Source organism: Mesorhizobium sp. P2_E6 (genome assembly GCF_056403835.1).
In genome coordinates, this window is the sequence record NZ_JBFUEQ010000006.1 from 446,035 (window position 1) to 463,470 (window position 17,436).

Annotated in this window: 18 protein-coding genes; 13 read left to right on the plus strand and 5 right to left on the minus strand. The window is 63.2% G+C overall.

What is annotated here, in order from left to right; genetic code table 11:
- The first annotated feature begins 22 nt into the window (after positions 1–22).
- From AC1D08_RS18120 to AC1D08_RS18130, 3 genes are all read left to right on the plus strand, one after another.
- Positions 23–373: a hypothetical protein gene (locus AC1D08_RS18120; protein WP_457153511.1), complete on the plus strand. Its 351-nt coding sequence runs from the start codon at positions 23–25 to the stop codon at positions 371–373.
- Positions 348–3,380: a type ISP restriction/modification enzyme gene (locus tag AC1D08_RS18125; protein WP_477423683.1), complete on the plus strand. Its 3,033-nt coding sequence runs from the start codon at positions 348–350 to the stop codon at positions 3,378–3,380. Before AC1D08_RS18120 ends, AC1D08_RS18125 begins: the two co-directional genes overlap by 26 nt.
- 104 nt (positions 3,381–3,484) lie before the next feature.
- Positions 3,485–3,769, plus strand: coding sequence for a hypothetical protein (locus tag AC1D08_RS18130; RefSeq protein ID WP_457150495.1), 285 nt, complete (start codon positions 3,485–3,487; stop codon positions 3,767–3,769).
- A gap of 159 nt (positions 3,770–3,928) precedes the next feature.
- Here the strand turns inward: AC1D08_RS18130 and secA are convergent, their stop codons facing one another.
- Positions 3,929–6,661 (minus strand): preprotein translocase subunit SecA, encoded by a 2,733-nt coding sequence (gene secA, locus AC1D08_RS18135; protein ID WP_457150494.1) that lies wholly within the window; start codon positions 6,659–6,661, stop codon positions 3,929–3,931.
- A gap of 260 nt (positions 6,662–6,921) precedes the next feature.
- Here secA and AC1D08_RS18140 point away from each other — a divergent pair, with 260 nt between their 5' ends.
- Positions 6,922–7,860: a peptidylprolyl isomerase gene (locus AC1D08_RS18140; protein WP_477423686.1), complete on the plus strand. Its 939-nt coding sequence runs from the start codon at positions 6,922–6,924 to the stop codon at positions 7,858–7,860.
- A gap of 73 nt (positions 7,861–7,933) precedes the next feature.
- On the opposite strand, the gene AC1D08_RS18145 is transcribed toward AC1D08_RS18140, so the two are convergent.
- The 3 genes from AC1D08_RS18145 to AC1D08_RS18155 form a co-directional block, all read right to left on the minus strand.
- A complete protein-coding gene (locus AC1D08_RS18145; protein WP_457150492.1) occupies positions 7,934–8,533 on the minus strand; it encodes a TetR/AcrR family transcriptional regulator in 600 nt (199 codons plus the stop codon).
- 297 nt (positions 8,534–8,830) lie between these two features.
- Positions 8,831–9,097, minus strand: coding sequence for a hypothetical protein (locus AC1D08_RS18150; protein WP_457150491.1), 267 nt, complete (start codon positions 9,095–9,097; stop codon positions 8,831–8,833).
- Between the two features lie 356 nt (positions 9,098–9,453).
- Entirely contained in the window at positions 9,454–10,683 is a 1,230-nt protein-coding gene (locus AC1D08_RS18155; RefSeq protein WP_457150490.1) for a caspase family protein, read from the minus strand.
- A 166-nt stretch (positions 10,684–10,849) separates the two neighbouring features.
- On the opposite strand from AC1D08_RS18155, the gene argJ reads away from it, so the two are divergent.
- The 5 genes from argJ (at position 10,850) to AC1D08_RS18180 (ending at position 14,038) form a co-directional block, all read left to right on the plus strand.
- The gene (gene argJ, locus AC1D08_RS18160) at positions 10,850–12,091 is read left to right on the plus strand and encodes a bifunctional glutamate N-acetyltransferase/amino-acid acetyltransferase ArgJ (protein ID WP_457150489.1); all 1,242 of its coding nucleotides are present in this window, start codon (positions 10,850–10,852) and stop codon (positions 12,089–12,091) included.
- A gap of 29 nt (positions 12,092–12,120) precedes the next feature.
- Complete coding sequence (locus AC1D08_RS18165) at positions 12,121–12,873, plus strand: GNAT family N-acetyltransferase (protein WP_477228434.1); 753 nt, start codon at positions 12,121–12,123, stop codon at positions 12,871–12,873.
- Positions 12,874–12,881: 8 nt separating this feature from the next.
- Positions 12,882–13,304, plus strand: coding sequence for a (deoxy)nucleoside triphosphate pyrophosphohydrolase (locus AC1D08_RS18170; RefSeq protein WP_378983720.1), 423 nt, complete (start codon positions 12,882–12,884; stop codon positions 13,302–13,304).
- A gap of 127 nt (positions 13,305–13,431) precedes the next feature.
- Positions 13,432–13,749, plus strand: a complete 318-nt coding sequence (locus tag AC1D08_RS18175; protein WP_477423689.1) for a hypothetical protein — start codon at positions 13,432–13,434, stop codon at positions 13,747–13,749.
- Positions 13,750–13,858: 109 nt separating this feature from the next.
- Complete coding sequence (locus AC1D08_RS18180) at positions 13,859–14,038, plus strand: Flp family type IVb pilin (protein ID WP_457150486.1); 180 nt, start codon at positions 13,859–13,861, stop codon at positions 14,036–14,038.
- 28 nt (positions 14,039–14,066) lie between these two features.
- Here AC1D08_RS18180 and AC1D08_RS18185 read toward each other — a convergent pair whose 3' ends face one another.
- Positions 14,067–14,939 carry a methyltransferase domain-containing protein gene (locus AC1D08_RS18185; protein WP_457150485.1) on the minus strand — a complete coding sequence of 291 codons (873 nt, stop codon included), beginning with the start codon at positions 14,937–14,939 and terminating at the stop codon, positions 14,067–14,069.
- A gap of 64 nt (positions 14,940–15,003) precedes the next feature.
- On the opposite strand from AC1D08_RS18185, the gene AC1D08_RS18190 reads away from it, so the two are divergent.
- The 4 genes from AC1D08_RS18190 to AC1D08_RS18205 are packed head-to-tail and all read left to right on the plus strand — an operon-like array spanning position 15,004 to position 17,402.
- Positions 15,004–15,804, plus strand: coding sequence for a ComF family protein (locus AC1D08_RS18190; protein WP_457150484.1), 801 nt, complete (start codon positions 15,004–15,006; stop codon positions 15,802–15,804).
- A gap of 27 nt (positions 15,805–15,831) precedes the next feature.
- Positions 15,832–16,101 (plus strand): glutaredoxin 3, encoded by a 270-nt coding sequence (gene grxC / locus AC1D08_RS18195; protein WP_457150483.1) that lies wholly within the window; start codon positions 15,832–15,834, stop codon positions 16,099–16,101.
- 12 nt (positions 16,102–16,113) lie between these two features.
- Entirely contained in the window at positions 16,114–16,980 is an 867-nt protein-coding gene (locus AC1D08_RS18200) for a carbon-nitrogen hydrolase family protein (RefSeq protein ID WP_457150482.1), read from the plus strand.
- On the plus strand, positions 16,977–17,402 hold the full coding sequence (locus tag AC1D08_RS18205; protein ID WP_457150481.1) for a DUF1178 family protein: 426 nt from the start codon (positions 16,977–16,979) through the stop codon (positions 17,400–17,402). The genes AC1D08_RS18200 and AC1D08_RS18205 overlap by 4 nt, the downstream gene beginning before the upstream one ends.
- Positions 17,403–17,436 lie beyond the last annotated feature (34 nt).

A 17,436-nucleotide genomic window follows, 5' to 3' on the forward strand; every position in this document is an offset into this window, starting at 1 on the left:
CCAGTTATGCTTGATTCGCGTCTTGAGGCGAAACAAAACTATTCATGCTCTTGCGCGGCCCGGGGGAGAAATGACGGTAAAGACTGTTGGCGATGCCGTATCCGCATATGGTGCGTCGCTGAAGCCGAAACTGACAAATCCTGCGATTGGTGGTGCGCCAGAAGATCAATTGCGCGGACCGCTTGAAACTCTGGTCCATGAGCTTGCTGCACTTACTGGGCATTTGGCCGGATCGGTCCACTTGGTGGGCGAGACGAGCCTTGCAGGCATCAAGACGCGCCCGGATTTCGCCGTCACGGTCAACAACGCCCTTGTCGGCTTCATCGAGGTCAAGCAGCCTGGAAAGGGTGCGGACCCGCGCCATTTCCAGTGACTCTCACGACAAAGACCAGTGGAACAAGCTGAAGTCGCTGCCTAACCTGCTCTACACCGACGGCAATGCGTTCAGCCTTTGGCAAGATGGAGTGCTGCAGGGCAAAGTTGTTTCGTTGGAGGGCGACGTCGTCTCTTCAGGTGCCAAGCTCGCGGCACCAGTCAGTCTTCTCCCGCTGATCAACAACTTTCTTACCTGGGCGCCGATCGCGCCGCCGAACGCCAGACGGCTAGCGGAGGTCAGCGCGCGGCTTTGCCGGCTTTTGCGCGACGAGGTCACCGAGCAACTGGCTCTGGAAAGTGCAGGTCTGACCGCGTTGGCCAAAGACTGGCGCAAGCTGCTCTTCCCCGAAGCGGATGACGCGCAATTTGCTGACGGTTACGCGCAGGCGGTGACGTTCGGACTTCTGGTGGCGCGGGCGCTCGATATTCCGCTGGCCGGCGGAATCCATCTGGCAGCGCACGAACTGAGGAAAACGAATTCACTGATTGGCACTGCGCTTGGGCTGCTGACGGATGATGAGGCCAATCAGCAGGCGCTGAAGACATCGCTGCAAACGCTGACCCGCGTCCTCAATGAGGTGAATTGGCACACGATCAGCAAGGACAAACCGGAAGCCTGGTTGTATTTCTACGAGGACTTCCTTGAGGTCTACGATAACACGCTGCGCAAGCGCACTGGTTCCTACTACACGCCGCCGGAAGTGGTCGGTGCGATGGTGCGGCTGGTGGACGAGACTTTGCGCGGCCCTTTGTTCGAGCGCCACGCCGGGCTCGCCTCTACCGACGTGACGCTGGCGGACCCGGCGGTCGGCACCGGAACCTTCCTGCTCGGCGTTCTGCGCCGGATCGCCACGACCGTAGCTGATGCCGAGGGCGAAGGGGCTGTGCGAGGCGCGATTGAGGCGGCCGCAAAACGGCTTATAGGCTTCGAACTACAGTTTGGGCCTTTCGCGGTGGCACAGCTGCGACTTATCGCTGAAATGCGGGCGCTAGTGACGACCAAGGGAACTGCAATATCGGTTCCTGACCTCAAACTGTTCATTACCAATACGCTAGGTAATCCTTTCATCGAAGAAGAGACATTTACTCAAGCTGGCGCGGTCGCGAAATCGCGGCGCGACGCCAACACTATCAAGAAGACGCAGCCGATCACCGTGGTCATTGGAAACCCGCCCTACAAGGAAAAGGCCAAGGGGCGGGGCGGCTGGATCGAGGCCGGCTCTGGCGGCAAGACCGTCGCTCCGATGGATTGGTGGACGCCACCGCGCGCTTGGGGCGTAGGCGCGCACACCAAGCATCTGAAAAATCTCTACGTCTACTTCTGGCGTTGGGCGACATGGAAAGTGTTCGGAACGGGAAACTATGCGGCGACCGGTTTTCCCGACAAGGACGAGGAAGGCATCGTCTGCTTCATTTCGGTGGCCGGTTTTCTCAACGGTCCCGGCTTTGAACGGATGCGCGATGATCTCAGGCGCACGTGCTCGGAAATATGGGTGGTCGATTGCTCGCCCGATGGTCACCAGCCGGAGGTCAGGACGCGCCTTTTCCAAGGCGTTCAGCAGCCGGTATGCATTGTGCTGGCAGCTAAGAAGCTGGGAAAAGACAAAGAGAAGCCCGCGCAGGTGCACTTTCGGGCGTTGCCGAAAGGGCGACGCGAGGAGAAATTCGCCGCATTGAAAGAACTGACGCTCAATCCGGGAGGGTGGGAGGGCTGCCCTTCCGACTGGCGTGCGCCGTTCTTCCCAGTCGCGAGCGGCGCCTGGGCGACGTTCCCACCGCTGAAGTGGTTCTTTGAGTATGACGGATCGGGCGTCATGCCGGGCCGGACATGGATAATCGCGCCGGATAAGCAGTCGCTGGAGGATCGATGGATACGGCTGACGGCGGAGAAAGATGTTGCGAAACAGGAGGAATTATTCCATCCGCACCTTGGCGGTGACAAAACCGTTTCCAAAAAGTCCCAAGCCGGATTAGCGGGGCACGAACATCGTCCGGAGGCAGTCAGGAATGATCCGCAACCGGCAATCTCTCCGACCCGTTATGGCTTCCGCTCATTCGACCGGCAATGGATCATCCCTGACGCACGGCTCATAAATAGACCGAACCCCGCGCTGTGGAATTACTATTCGCCGAAACAGATTTATCTGATTGCATTGGAACGGCACTCACCGTCCTCAGGCCCAGCACTCACCTTTTCTGGCATCGTGCCAGATCACGACTACTACAAAGGTTCCTTTGCCGGTCGCGCGCATCCGCTCTGGCGAGACGTGACGGCAAAGCAGCCGAATATTCCAACGAAGCTGCTCGGATTGCTCGCCGATACGTATGGCCAGCCCGTCTCGGCCGAGGATGTGATGGCCTATCTAGCTGCCTTGATGGCTCATCCGGCGTTCACAGAGCGCTTCCTGCCTGATCTCGTGCAGCCCGGCCTGCGCGTGCCGTTGACGGCTGATCCGAACTTATTCTCACAAGCCGTTGTGCTTGGCCGCGAGGTGATCTGGCTGCACACTTATGGCGAACGCTTTTTCGAGCTTACTGCCGACAGGCCAAAGGCGCCGCCCCGTATGTCTAAGGACATCGCGCCGACGATCCCCGCAGAAGGTGCGATCCCTAGCCTACTTCCTGACACGATGGAGTACGATCCCGTGAAGCGCCGACTTCATGTCGGCAAGGGGTTCGTAGACAACGTCTCGCCGGAGATGTGGAAATACGAGGTCTCGGGCAAGCAGGTGGTCTGGCACTGGTTCAGCTACCGTAAGCGCGATCGCAGCCGGCCACAGATCGGCGACAAGCGACCGCCGTCGCCGCTCGATTTCATCCGGCCGGATCACTGGCTCGCCGAGTACACCTCGGATCTGATCGATCTGCTCAACGTGCTCGGCCGGCTGGTCGCATTGGAGCCGGCGCAGGCCGATCTCATGGAGCGCATCCTGAATGCTGAACTGATCAAGGTCGCGCACCTGCAATCGGCGCTCGCAGCTACCGGCGCGGAAACAATCAACTGACAGGGCTGCGTCAGGAATGCGGGGATAAGCTGATCGCGGGTGGTCGCTTCACGAATAGGGATGAGGCATAGTCCGAGTCAGATCGAACCCGCGCGTCCGTGGACATGGCAAGAAACCAACTCGACCTTTTTGGCGCCGAAGAACAGTCCAACCTGTTCGACGAAGATGCGCCGACGGTTTACTATCACGGCGATCCCGACAGGGTACGCGCGCGATTGCACAGGCTTATCGCCGAGGCGCGCAGCGCCGAAACGCTGCCGTGGGATCAGGACAGCACCCGGCTTTACCGCAAGATCGTGCCCCAGATGGTGCTTTGGCTGCCAGAAGAAGAAGCGGCGCAATTGAAGTTCGAGTTCGAGGCCGAAATGGTGCGGCTGAAGGCGGCGTAGGAAATCGCGGAGGCCGGCGCTACAGCGCCCCCCTCTGGCCTGCCGGCCATCTCCCCCTCAGGTGGTGAGATTGGCTGGTCGCCAACGTCAGCGCCGCCCCTCATCCGCCCTTCGGGCACCTTCTCCCCGTATAGTGACGGGGAGAAGGGAAGCATTCCCTTACGCGAATGCGCCGTGGCAGTGCTTGTACTTCTTGCCGGAGCCGCAGGGGCAGGCTTCGTTGCGGCCGACCTTGCCCCAGGTCGCCTGGTTGTTCGGGTCGCGGTTCTCGGGAGCGACAATGGCTGTCGTCTCCGGACGGACCAGGAGGGCGGTTTCGCCGCCGTCGAAATCATTCTCCCCGGTGGTGCCGTCGATATGCATGCCGAACATGTCGGGCGCTTCGGGCGGCGGTGCTTCGGCGGCCTGGCGCACCAGTTCGACGCGCATCAGTTGCGCGGTGACGGCCTGGCGCAGATTGCCCAGCATCGCCTGGAACAGCTCGAATGCCTCGCCCTTGTACTCCTGCAGCGGATCGCGCTGGGCGTAGCCGCGGAAGCCGACGACCGAACGCAGATGGTCGAGATTGACGATGTGCTCGCGCCACAGATGGTCGAGCGTCTGCAGCACCACCGAGCGCTCGACATAGTTCATCACCTCGGGGCCGAAGCGCTCGGAGCGCTCCTTGGCGGCGGCGTCGGCGGCCTGTGTGATGCGCTCGCGGATGTCGTCCTCGGCGATGCCTTCTTCCTTGGCCCAGTCCTCGACCGGCAGGTCGAGATTGAGGAATTCGGCGACCTCGGCCTTCAGCCCGGCAACGTCCCACTGCTCGGCATAGGCGTTTTCGGGAATGGCCTTGGCGACGATCTCGTCGATGACGCCCTCGCGCATCTCGCCAATCGTTTCCGAGAGGCCTTCGCCGTCCATCAGTTCGATGCGCTGCTCGAACACCACCTTGCGCTGGTCGTTGGAGACGTCGTCGTATTTCAGCAGGTTCTTGCGGATGTCGAAGTTGCGCGCCTCGACCTTCTTCTGCGCCTTTTCCAGCGCCTTGTTGATCCAGGGATGGATGATCGCCTCGTCTTCCTTGAGGCCGAGCTTCTGCAGCATGCCGTCCATGCGCTCGGAACCGAAGATGCGCATCAGATCATCCTGCAGCGACAGGAAGAATTTCGAGCGGCCGGGGTCGCCCTGGCGGCCGGAGCGGCCTCTGAGCTGGTTGTCGATGCGGCGCGATTCGTGGCGTTCGGTGGCGAGCACATAGAGGCCGCCGGCGGCCAGCGCCTTTTCCTTCAGGCGCTCGACGTCGTCATTGATTTCCTTTTCACGTGCCTCGCGCTCGGGTCCGGCCGGCATGTCGCCCAGCTCGTCGGCGATGCGCATCTCGGCATTGCCGCCGAGCTTGATGTCGGTGCCGCGGCCGGCCATGTTGGTGGCGATGGTGATGGCGCCCGGCTTGCCGGCCTGGGCGACGATCGCGGCCTCGCGCTCGTGGTGGCGGGCGTTCAGCACCTCGAAATCCTTGAAGCCTTCCTTGCGCAGGCGCTCGGCCAGCTGCTCGGATTTTTCAATGGAGGTCGTACCGACCAGCGTCGGCTGGCCCTTGGCGCTGGCTTCGCGGATCTCCTTGACGATCGCCTTGTACTTCTCCTCGACCGTCCGGTAGACCTCGTCGTCCTCGTCCTTGCGGACGACCGGCAGGTTGGTCGGGATCTCTGTGACGTCGAGATTGTAAATGTTGCCGAACTCTTCGGCCTCGGTCAGCGCCGTGCCGGTCATGCCGGAAAGCTTCTTGTAGAGGCGGAAGTAGTTCTGGAAGGTGACGGAGGCGAGCGTCTGGTTCTCCGGCTGGATCGTCACATGCTCCTTGGCTTCGAGCGCCTGGTGAAGCCCTTCCGAATAGCGGCGGCCCGGCATCATGCGGCCGGTGAATTCGTCGATGATGACGATCTCGTCGTTGCGGACGATATAGTCCTTGTCCTTCTGGAACAGCCGGTGCGCCTTCAGCGCATTGTTGACATGGTGGACGATGGCGACGTTCTCGACGTCGTAGAGCGACTCGCCCTTGAGCAGGCCGGCATCGCGCAGCAGGTTTTCCAGCTTCTCGGTGCCTTCCTCGGTGAAGATCGAGGTCTTCTGCTTTTCGTCGATCTCATAATCCTGCGGCTGCAGCTGGATGATGAAGGTGTCGATGGTGTTGTACATTTCCGAGCGGTCCTCGAGCGGACCGGAAATGATCAGCGGCGTGCGCGCCTCGTCGACCAGGATCGAGTCGACTTCGTCGACGATCGCGTAATTGTGACCGCGCTGCACCATCTGGGCGCGCTCGTATTTCATGTTGTCGCGCAGATAGTCGAAGCCGAGCTCGTTGTTGGTGGCGTAGGTGACGTCGGCGGCATAGGCGACCCGGCGCTCCTCGTCGGACAGGCCATGGACGATGACGCCGACCGAAAGGCCGAGGAACTTGTAGACGCGACCCATCCATTCGGAGTCGCGGCTGGCGAGATAGTCGTTGACGGTGACGACGTGGACACCGTTGCCGGCGAGCGCGTTGAGGTAGACCGGCAGCGTCGCGACCAGGGTCTTGCCCTCGCCGGTGCGCATCTCGGCAATGCCGCCATTGTGCAGCACCATGCCGCCGATCAGCTGGACGTCGAAGGGGCGCATGCCGAGCACGCGGCGCGCCGCCTCACGGGCGGTGGCAAAGGCGGGAACCAAAAGGTCATCGAGGGTGGCGCCGTTGGCGATGTCCTGGCGGAATTTCGCGGTGCGGCCAACCAACTCCTCGTCGGAGAGTGCCCGCATCTCGTTTTCCATGGCGTTGATCGCCTCGACACGGGGCCGGGTCGATTTGACCCGACGGTCGTTGGAGGAACCGAAAACCTTACGGGCGAGACCGCCGAGACTGACCATCCAATGGTCCTTTCGATAGAATTCTCAATCTTGAGACGGACGCCGGCTGGCCCCATCAAATCCACGTGAACGCACCGCTTGAACACGGGCAAACACAAAAAGCGCCCGGAAAACGGTTCTGGACGCAAAGTCGTTGGACAGATAAGAGGGGGCTCAACTGATGTCAACGCCGCGCTGGCCCTGCCGGTCGCGCCAAATTCCGCCACAATCCGGCTGATCTGGAAACCTTCCGCCCTCATAATCCTTACCGGAGTCATCTTATGTCCTTGTTGTTCCGCCGCGCGTCGCTTGCCAGCCTTGGCCTGGCCATCGGCTTGTCGGCCCTTTCGTTGTCGCCGCTGATGGCGCAGACCGCTCCCGCTCCGGCGGATGCAGCAGCACCTGCCCCGGCGGATGCGGCAGCACCTGCCGCGGCACCGGTCGATCCGAACACCGTGATCGCCACGATCAACGGCCAGCCCTTGACCGAAGCCGACCTGGTGCTTGCCGAAGGCGAGCTGTCGCAGCAGTTCGCCCAGCTGCCGCCCGAGCAGCGCCGCGCCGCGGCCCTCTCGGCGGCCATCGAAATCCGCGTCATGGCCGCCCAGGCGGTCACAACCGGCCTCGACAAGGATCCCGACTTCCAGCGCCGCATGGCCTTCCTGCAGCAGCGCGCGCTGCATGGCGAGATGGTCGAGAAGGGCGTCGTCGACAAGGTCACCGACGCCGAGGTTCGCGCCCGCTACGACCAGGAGATCGCCAACACGCCGCCCACCAACGAGGTGCATGCCCGTCACATCCTCGTGAAGACGAAGGAAGAGGCCGAGGCCATCATCAAGCAGCTCGACGGCGGCGCCGACTTCCAGAAGCTCGCCAACGAGCACACCAGCGATCCGTCGGGCAAGACCAGCGGTGGCGATCTCGGCTGGTTCGGACCTGGCCAGATGGTGCCGGAGTTCGACAAGGCGGCTTTCGCGCTCCAGGTCGGCAAATACACCGAGCAGCCGGTGCAGTCGCAGTTCGGCTGGCACGTCATCAAGCTCGAGGACAAGCGCACCAAGCAGCCGCCGGCATTCGACGACGTCAAGGACCAGGCCAGGCAGGCGGTCATCCGCGACAAGTATTTTGCGCTGGTCAAGTCGCTGCGCGCCGGCGCCAAGATCGAGATCCCCGACGAGAAGCTGAAGAAGGCGGTCGATACGCTGGAAAGCGCCAAGTAAGCCTGAATTTTTGAAAGGGCCGCGGCAGCCAAGGGTTGCCGCGGCCTTTTTTGTCGACTGCGCCGGCCGTTTTTCACTTTCCAGGCGCTGCTATGCCTCGCATCACGTAGCTGACCGTCTTGCGGATCGTGGCTTCGTCCTCGTCGAGCCGGTTGGTCAACAGATGCTTCCAGGCGAAAGAAGCGACGAGGTCGGCGACCAGCGCCGAATCGATGTCGACGCCGATTTCGCCCCTCGTCTTGGCGCGTTCGATTATCTGGCCGGTATGCGACGTTCGGCCCTGTGCGTAGCCGGCAAGTGCCGCGGACGCCGCGTCATCCGACTGCGCCTCGGCGATCAGCGACCGGAACACGCTGCCGGACGATGTCTCGCGCCAGTGGGCGAACAGGTTTTTCAGGAAGCCGACGAGATCCTCCTCCAGCCGCCCGGTATCGGGAACATCGACGCGTTTCTGGCGCTGGTAGACTTCGAGCAGCAATGCGGCCTTGCTCGGCCACCAGCGGTAGATGGTGGGCTTGCCGGCGCGAGCCCGCCGCGCCACCGCCTCGATCGAGAAACCGGCATAGCCGGCCTCGACCAGCACGGCCTCGGCGGCTTCGAGAATGGCATCGGCGCTGTCTGGGTTGCGCCGCGCGCCGATCGATTTGCGCGCCGGATCGACGTCTACGCCCATTTCTGTCGTCCTCGCAATAATTTCGCCGGCAATATACGCGACCCCGCGATCAAACGAAACGCCCCGTTTTCAAGCTGCTGGAGGCAGTGGCGGCGGCAGGGGCAACGATCCCGGGTTAACGGGTTCCATAAAAACCTTCGCCGGCGTGTTGGTTGACGGAGCATCAAAAAGCAAAAACCCGCCTGGGCGGCGGGTCACTGGCGCAAATCAGCACCATCGACAAATACGTAGCATAGTTGCCCTCACTGGGTCAAGAAAAAATTCCTATCGACATGAAACGCGAGCGGCGGTAGTGCCTCAATTTGAGATAATCGAACGCGCGGCATCGGCGGCCCGGTCCAGCAGGATTCTTGCTCGCCCCTGTCCTATCTCGCGTTGATATTCCGCTAGGAACCAGAGTTTTATTCCCTCTGGAGAAGCTCTAGCCACCCGCTTCATTTCAAATTGGACCACGATTTTTGCATCGACAAGAACGACATATTCGTCATCGAATTGGTCCGGCACTTCTTTGATCAGATGGAAAACAGCGCCCAGCACTCCCAGAGAGGAGACTGCTTCGATCAAGGCTAAGTCGCGAGTGGAATCCTCGGGCCTTAGCCTCAGCGGTTCAACCTCGTAGCGATCTCGGAGGTATTTGGCCGACATCCGTTAGCCTTGGCCTTTAGGTCCGGTCTGCATGTTACTCCCCTGCGCCTTCCAAAGTGATAAACACGAGCGGCACTTCCTCGGCGCTTGCTGTGGCTGGCTGCGGTACATGCGTTATCTCGGTTACCGCGTAGATGGCCAGACTCTCGCCAGATGGCATGTGCACCCAGTCGCCGACCACAGGCATTGACGCGAAGGTCCACATCGAGGCTTCGTTTTCAATTTTGACAAGGCAACGGATTGCCACACAACTGCTCCATGCTTTGCGCCGATCTCTACTGCATCGCTTGAGATGTCTCGGACTCGATGCGCCAGCCGCCGTCCGCCTTGACCAGGCCAAGCGTGACGCGTGCCTTGCCGGTCAGGCGCGCCGCCGACTTGTCCTTCGGCAGATAGTCGTAGCGCATCGCAAAGACGGCCTCGGCGCGATCCTCGCCATGCGGGGTGACCTCCAGGCTGCCGGGCTCCAGGCCAAGGGACCAGGAGGCCCATTGCGCGAACCAGTCGGCCTTGACCCTGGCGATGGCGTCGGCGTCGTAGCGCGTGCCGAAAATGGTCGCGGAGGAGCCGTAGAGCCGCTTGACGGTCTCGCTCATCGCCTTGGTGTCCGGCGCCAGATAATCGCGGCGCAGGAATTTCTCGATCGAGCCCTTGTCGTCACCGACGGATCGTTCAAGTGCTGCAACTTCCGTCGAGGGGGGCGGAGCCGCGGCCGGTTTCTGCGGCTGGGCGGGCTGTCCGTCCGGGACGAATTCGAAGCGCTCGAGCAGCGATCCCTGCTCCCAGGGGCGCTGCGCCTCGCGCGTTTGCGACACCACGTCGCGGCGCACCGCGATCATCATGTCGTTGATGCTCTGGCCGGGCTCGGCGATGTGCCGCAGCAAGGCCTCGGCGAAGGGCGAGTTGCGGCCGCTTCCGTCCATGGCAACCGCACCAGGTGCTGTCGAGAAGGCAATGAACGAGCCGCGCGTCGAATCGAACTGCGCCAACCCGGCCAGCGCCGTCGCCGAGCGGGTGGTGGCGGTGCGGCTCAGGCTGCGGGCAAACGGGTTGTTGCGGCAGGCATCGAGAAACACCAGGCTGACCTTGGTCTGCTGTTCCATGATGTCGAGGACCTCGTCGATCGGCACGGCCTCGAGTTGGAGCTTGACCGGCATGTCGAGCCTGGCGTCGACCGGCACGATGTAATTGCGCCCCTCGACCTGCAAGCCGTGGCCGGCATAGTAGAAAAGCCCGACGCCGGCGCCTTCGAGCGCATCGGAGAACTCGCCGATGCTGCGTTCGAGCTCCCGTTTGCCGAGATCATTGCCTTCGATGACCTCGAAACCGATGGAGTGCAGCTTGTCGGCGATGTCGAGCGCGTCGTTGACCGGATTGGCCAGCGTGCCGGCGTCGGCATAGGTGCCGTTGCCGATGACCAGCGCCACGCGCCGTTGCGGCTGTGCATCGGCGCTCAGCAGCAAAAGTCCCAGAAACGCCCATGCGAGGATCGCAAGCCTGCCCATGGGGAAGATCATAACGTCATCGGCCCCGGCGATGCCAACGGATTTGAAATGCAGGCTTAATTCCGATTGGGTTTCCGCCCCTGGCGACAAGCGAAAACGCCCTTGCGCCCGCGCGTCGTATCGGGCAAACCGGCCTTCCCTTGCGATTTTCCCGCCCGAGGTCCCCATGTCCACGACGATTTCGCCGCTTGCGCCGAAGAAATACCCCAAGATGCCGGCCATCGAGGGGGTGCGCATCGCCACCGCCGAGGCGGGGATAAAATACAAGAACCGCACGGACCTGCTGACCATGGTGTTCGATGAAGGCACCGCGGTCGCCGGCGTGTTCACGAAATCGAAGTGCCCCTCGGCGCCGGTCGATTTCTGCCGGCAGAATCTCGGCGCCGGCAAGGCGCGGGTGCTGATCGTCAATTCCGGCAACGCCAACGCCTTCACCGGCAAGAAGGGCCGCGAGTCCACGGCGCTGACGGGCGAAGCCGCGGCCAAGGCCGCCGGCTGCAGGCCCAGCGAGGTTTTCCTGGCTTCGACCGGCGTCATCGGCGAGCCGCTCGACACCGGCAAGTTCAGCCATCTGCTGGCCGGACTGGTCAGCAACGGCAAGCCTGATTTGTGGACCGAAGCGGCAAAGGCGATCATGACCACGGATACCTATCCGAAAGTCGCGACCGCAATCGTCAAGCTCGGCGACACCGACGTCACCATCAACGGCATCTCCAAGGGCGCCGGCATGATCGCGCCCGACATGGCGACGATGCTGTCCTTCATCGCCACCGACGCGCCGATCGCCGCACCCGTCCTGCAGGACCTGTTGTCGCGCGGCACGGCCAAGACCTTCAACGCGGTCACCGTCGACAGCGACACCTCGACCAGCGACACGCTGCTGATCTTCGCCACCGGCAAGGCGGCAAAGCGCGGTGCGCCAGAGATAACCGACGCGAAGGATGCGCGCCTTGGCGCGTTTCGTCGGGCACTCGGCAAGGTGCTGAAATCGCTGGCGCTGCAAGTCGTGCGCGACGGCGAGGGCGCCCGCAAGCAGGTCGAAGTCACGGTCACCGGCGCGAAATCGGCACGGTCGGCCAAGCGCATCGCGCTGTCGATCGCCAATTCGCCGCTCGTCAAGACGGCGGTCGCCGGCGAGGACGCCAATTGGGGCCGTGTCGTCATGGCGGTCGGCAAGGCCGGCGAGCCCGCCGATCGCGACCGGCTGTCGATCTGGTTCGGCGACAACCGGCTGGCGCATGAGGGCGAGCGCGACCCAGGCTATTCGGAGGAAGCGACCTCAGCCTACATGAGGCGCGACGACATCCGCATCCGCGCCGACATCGGCATCGGCCGCGGCAAGGCGACGGTGTGGACCTGCGATCTCACCAAGGAATATGTCGCCATCAATGGCGACTATCGGAGCTGATGGCTTTGGCTTCCAGGCATCCGGCAAGCATGCTCGCGATCGTCCGCCGCTACGAGGCGGCCGGCTTTCGGGCCTGGCCGGCAGCGGCCGTCCACTATGACGGCACCTGGGTGGTGCGGTTGACCGCCGGCCATCCGGCCAAGCGGCTGAATTCGGTCAATCCTCTCGATCCCGGTGACACCCAGCATATCGCAGACCGCATCGGCCGTGCCAGCCGCCGTTTCGATGCCTATGGCAGGCCGCTGACGTTCCGCATGTCGCCGCTGTCGGGTCCCAGTCTCGCCAGTCATCTCGACCGCGAGGGCTGGAGCCGATTCGACGAGTCGCTTGTGATGCGGCTGCCGCTGGCCGACGCGCAACTCGATGCCGCCATGGACCAGATCCCGCTGAAGGACATCAGCCGCTTCATCGGCGCGTCGCTCAAGGTCAGCGGTTCGGACGTATCGCTGCGACCCGGCCTATCGGAGATCATCGGCGCCATCCAGCCCGAGGCCGGGCTGTTCGCGCTCGAAGACGGAGCCGAGCCGCTGGCGACGCTGATCTGCGTGCACGATGGCGATCTTGCCGGCCTGTTCGAGATCGCCACCGACAAGTCGGCGCGCAACAAGGGCCACGGCCGCAACCTGATCCTGTCGGCGCTGAAATGGGCGCGGCTGCGTGGCGCTCGCGAAGCCTGGCTGCAGGTCGAGGCCGGCAATGTGCCCGCGCTGGCACTCTATCGATCGCTCGGCTTCGACGAGGTCTATCGCTACCACTATCGCCGGCCGCCTGTTCAGGAGTGAAATTGGGCATGAGTGATGTGACGATCGCCGGCAAGCGCCTGCTGCTGGTCGCCGCCTGTGCGCTGGTCGATGCCGATGGCCGGGTGCTGCTGGCACAGCGCCCCGAGGGCAAGCAACTTGCCGGCCTGTGGGAATTTCCCGGTGGCAAGGTCGAGCCCGGCGAGACGCCGGAACAATGCATCATCCGCGAACTGCACGAGGAAATCGGCATCGAGACCGACATTCCCTGCCTTGCGCCGCTCACCTTCGCCAGTCATTCCTATGACGATTTCCACCTGCTTATGCCGCTGTTCATCTGCCGCCGCTTCCGCGGTATCGCCCAACCCAGGGAGGGGCAGGCGCTGAAATGGGTGCGGCCAAAGCAGATGCGCGACTATCCGATGCCGCCGGCGGACGCGCCGCTGATCCCGTTCCTGATCGATCTCCTCTAGGGACGCCTTCCGCCTGCCGTGTCGAAGCGCTGTATCAGTCAGCGTTAATGGAAGATTTATCTCGCCGTGAAAAAGTGAAGCATGGTCGTTTCGTGGCCGTGCCGCCGATTCGCTGGGGAGCGATAGAATGAACCTGGACAGGGATTGGGACTCGATCCGGCCCGATCGCGCCTTTCGCGCCGCCGACGCGGGCATGGGCATCTTGCGCATCACGCTTCTGTTCGGTTCGGCCGCGGTGGCGCTGGCGCTGATCGCCGCGCCTCTCCTCGACAGCCAGACACGCTCGCTGTCGGCCCGCGATGATTTTGCCAGCGGGCTCGACATGATGGCCACCGGCTCGGTCAGCCATCGCGAAACCTATACGGTGCGCCGCAGCGTGCTGCAGCCGGAGCCCAGTTCGGTCTGCATCATCAGGTCCAATGGCAGAAGCAGCGGCGACTGCTGACATGGTTAAGAGATTCGACAAGGGCGGCGGTTTCACCGCCTGTTAAGCCTTTGCCGTTAACCTTTCTTAACAGATCGGCGGTAAGGTTCTGGCCAGAGGGGTTTAGGTCATGAATGCAGTGCTGCTTCGTTTTCTGAAGGACGAGACCGGCGCAACGGCTGTCGAATATGCCCTGATCATCGGTGTGCTGTCGTTGACCATCATTGGCGGCATCAGCCAGGTTTTCAACGCAATCACCTGGCTGTTCAGCGACAATACCAGCAGGCTTGTCAACGCCCTCGGGCCCTGAGGTAGCCGTCCGCGCCTGCGGGGCCGGTTCATTGCCCGTCGGGAGCCTCCAGTATTGTCTTCAGCGAGACCTTGGCCGACCCGGGCTTCAGCGGTTTTTGCTGCGATGCGTCGGGCGCCCAGCCGGACATCCAGACGATCGAGAAACTTGCCCTCACGCGGCCATCGGGGTCGGAAAAGCGTTCGGCGTAGATTTCCGCCGCGCGGGCAAACAGCTTGCGCGAGCCCGGCCGCCGGCTGCGATCGGTGAGCGCACTGGTTTCGCCCATCGCCCGCAGATCCGCCATCAAACCGAACAGGCTGGCATAGCGCACCGTCACCGTCTCGACATCGGCGACCGGCAGAGCGAGACCGGCACGCTGCAGAAGCGCACCGGCATCGCGCACATCGGTGAACGGGATGACACGCGGGCTGGCGCCGCCATAGAGCTCGGTCTCGGCCGCAAGCAGGCTTTCGCGCAGCTCGAAAAGCGTGCCGGCGCCGGCAAAGGCGCCGAGGAAAAGCCCGTCTGGCCGCAGCGCGCGGCGGATCTGGATCAGCATGCCGGGGATGTCGTTCATCGCCTGCAGCGACAGAAGGGAGACCGCCAGATCGAGGCTTTCCGGTTCGAACGGCACGGTTTCGAGTGGTGCAATCAAGCCGGCGCCGCCATTCAGGAAAGCCGCGTCCGTCTCGACGCGGACAATGTCGGCGACCTTGCCGCTCTCGGCGAGCATTTCGGCTGCCGCCGCCGTCTGGCAAAACAGCACCGCGGCCTTGCCGAACCGGCGCTCGACGGCAGCCAGCCGATCGGCAAGGTCCTCGGCCGTGCGGCGCATGAGGAAATCGGAACCGTCAACGGGATGGGCGAGCGCGCGCCGCTTGTGCGCCAGCCAAAGCGAAATATCCATTATCGGCCGCAACGGGCAAATCCTTGTTTGTCCACGCTCTGAGATTGTTCATATAGTGGCGCGCAGGACCAACCACGTGGCCGATCCGATGCCCAAGATCAAGCCCATCGAGATCAAGAGCCTGGCCCGATCGGCCCTCGGCTGGCCGGCGCGCATCCTGTTTCCGCCGGTCTGCGCCGGCTGTCGCCGGCATGTCTCGCAGCCCGGCGTCCTGTGTGGCGGCTGCTGGCCGAAATTGCGGCTGCTGGAACGGCCATGGTGCCCGGTGATGGGCACGCCGTTCACCCACCATATGGGCGAGGGCTTTCTATCCGCCGAGGCGATCGCCGATCCGCCGCCCTTCGAGCGGGCGCGGGCCGCCGTCGCCTATTCCGGCGTCGCCCGCCAGATGGTGCAAGGGCTGAAATACCAGGATCGCACGGATCTCGCGCCATGGATGGCGCGCTGGATGGTGCGCGCCGGCGCCGATCTCATCGCCGAGGCGGATGTGGTGGTGCCGGTGCCGCTGCACTGGCGGCGCTTTTTCAGGCGACGCTTCAACCAGTCGGCGGAACTGGCAAGGGCGGTCTCCGTGCTGAGCCAATTGCCCTTCGCGCCTTCGGCGGTGCGGCGCGTCAAACTCACCCGCCAGCAGGTAGGGCTGGAGAGGCAGGAGCGCGAGGAGAATGTACGGGCCGCCTTTCGCGTGCCCGCCGAGGCGGAGATCGAGATTGCCGGCCGCAGGGTCCTTTTGATCGACGACGTCTACACCACGGGCGCCACCGTTCGGGCGGCAACCAAGGCGCTGAAAAGAGGTGGCGCCGGTGCCGTCGACGTGCTGACCTTTGCGCGTGTGTTGCCGGGGGACTTTCGGGCGGACGAGTCCGCGACTATATAAGTCGGCAACGAACAGCGGAAATTCGTCATGGCCGATGTCACCATCTACACCCGCATGATGTGCGGCTATTGCACGGCAGCCAAGCGGCTGCTCGAGCGCAAGGGCGTCGCCTTTACCGAGCACGACGCCTCCTTCTCGCCCGAACTGCGCCAGGAAATGATTTCCCGCGCTCACGGCCGCGCGACCTTTCCGCAGATTTTCATCGGCGATACGCATGTCGGCGGTTGCGATGACCTCCACGAGCTGGAAGCCGAAGGCCGGCTCGACAAAATGCTCGCCAACGGCGCAACGATTTGAGGGGATATGACGATGGGTGTTTTCAAGGCCGCTGCGATCCAGATGCGTTCAGGCGAGAGCCCCGAGCGCAACGCTGTCGATCTCGAACGGCTGGTGCGTGAAGCCGCCGGCCAAGGTGCGACCTACATCCAGACGCCGGAAATGACCGGGGCGCTGATCCGCGACAAGGAGGCGCGTGCCGCCTCGTTCACCTCGGAGGACAAGGATATCGTGGTGGCGACCGCGCGCAAACTGGCGAGCGAGCTTGGCGTCTTCCTGCATATCGGCTCGACCGCCATCCTGCGCGCCGACGGCAAGCTCGCCAACAGGGCGCTGCTGTTCGGCCCGGACGGCGCCACGCTAGCCACCTATGACAAGATCCACATGTTCGACGTCGATCTCGACAATGGCGAGAGCTGGCGCGAATCCGCCGCCTACGAGCCGGGCACCGAGGCTGTCGTGACCGAGATCGCAGGCGCGAAACTGGGGTTCGCCGTTTGCTACGATCTGCGCTTTCCGCAATTGTTCCGCGCCGAGGCGCTGGCCGGCGCCGACCTGCTTTCCGTGCCCGCCGCCTTCACCCGCCAGACGGGCGAGGCGCACTGGCACGTGCTGCTCAGGGCACGGGCCATCGAGAACGGCGCCTATGTCGTTGCCGCCGCGCAAGGCGGCCTGCACGAGGACGGCCGCGAGACCTATGGCCATTCGCTGATCGTCGACCCGTGGGGCCGCATCATCGCCGAAGCCGCGCATGACGAGCCGGCGGTGATCGTTGCCGAGATCGATCCGGCGCAGTCGGCCGCGGTGCGCAAGAAGATCCCCAATCTCAAGAATGCGCGGGATTTCGCCGTCAATGCCGGCGTGGGCGAGGCGCCGCGTCTCAGGGGTGCGGCCTCTTGATCCGCTTTGCCCTGATTTGCGAGCACGACCACGAATTCGAGGGCTGGTTTCGGAGCAACGAGGATTTCGACACCCAGAAGAAGCGCGGTTTCGTCGATTGCCCGAGCTGCGGCTCGCACAAGGTGCAAAAAGCCCTGATGGCGCCGGCCGTGTCCACGGCACGAAAGCAGGAAACGATAGCGCTCGCCATGGGCGAGGCGCAGAAGCAGGCCCTGGCGCAGCTCAAGGCGATGGCCGAGAAGGTGCGGGAGAATGCCGACTATGTCGGCGACAAGTTTGCCGAGGAAGCACGCAAGATCCATTTCGGCGAAAGCGACGCGCGCGGCATCTATGGCGAGGCGACGCTGGACGAGGCCAAGAGCTTGGCCGAGGACGGCGTCGAGTTCATGCCGATCCCGGTGTTTCCGGACGACCGCCACTGAAATCCATGACGACTTCGCGCCGGTCCCGGAAGGT

What these genes read in the sequence shown, in the direction of transcription:
- AC1D08_RS18155 (WP_457150490.1), bottom strand. Translation starts at nt 10,683, where the DNA reads ATGGGCAGGCTTGCGATCCTCGCATGGGCGTTTCTGGGACTTTTGCTG.
- argJ (WP_457150489.1), top strand. Translation starts at nt 10,850, where the DNA reads ATGTCCACGACGATTTCGCCGCTTGCGCCGAAGAAATACCCCAAGATG.
- AC1D08_RS18165 (WP_477228434.1), top strand. Translation starts at nt 12,121, where the DNA reads ATGCTCGCGATCGTCCGCCGCTACGAGGCGGCCGGCTTTCGGGCCTGG.
- AC1D08_RS18130 (WP_457150495.1), top strand. Translation starts at nt 3,485, where the DNA reads ATGGCAAGAAACCAACTCGACCTTTTTGGCGCCGAAGAACAGTCCAAC.
- grxC (WP_457150483.1), top strand. Translation starts at nt 15,832, where the DNA reads ATGGCCGATGTCACCATCTACACCCGCATGATGTGCGGCTATTGCACG.
- AC1D08_RS18180 (WP_457150486.1), top strand. Translation starts at nt 13,859, where the DNA reads ATGAATGCAGTGCTGCTTCGTTTTCTGAAGGACGAGACCGGCGCAACG.
- AC1D08_RS18175 (WP_477423689.1), top strand. Translation starts at nt 13,432, where the DNA reads ATGAACCTGGACAGGGATTGGGACTCGATCCGGCCCGATCGCGCCTTT.
- AC1D08_RS18200 (WP_457150482.1), top strand. Translation starts at nt 16,114, where the DNA reads ATGGGTGTTTTCAAGGCCGCTGCGATCCAGATGCGTTCAGGCGAGAGC.
- AC1D08_RS18140 (WP_477423686.1), top strand. Translation starts at nt 6,922, where the DNA reads ATGTCCTTGTTGTTCCGCCGCGCGTCGCTTGCCAGCCTTGGCCTGGCC.
- AC1D08_RS18170 (WP_378983720.1), top strand. Translation starts at nt 12,882, where the DNA reads ATGAGTGATGTGACGATCGCCGGCAAGCGCCTGCTGCTGGTCGCCGCC.
- secA (WP_457150494.1), bottom strand. Translation starts at nt 6,661, where the DNA reads ATGGTCAGTCTCGGCGGTCTCGCCCGTAAGGTTTTCGGTTCCTCCAAC.
- AC1D08_RS18145 (WP_457150492.1), bottom strand. Translation starts at nt 8,533, where the DNA reads ATGGGCGTAGACGTCGATCCGGCGCGCAAATCGATCGGCGCGCGGCGC.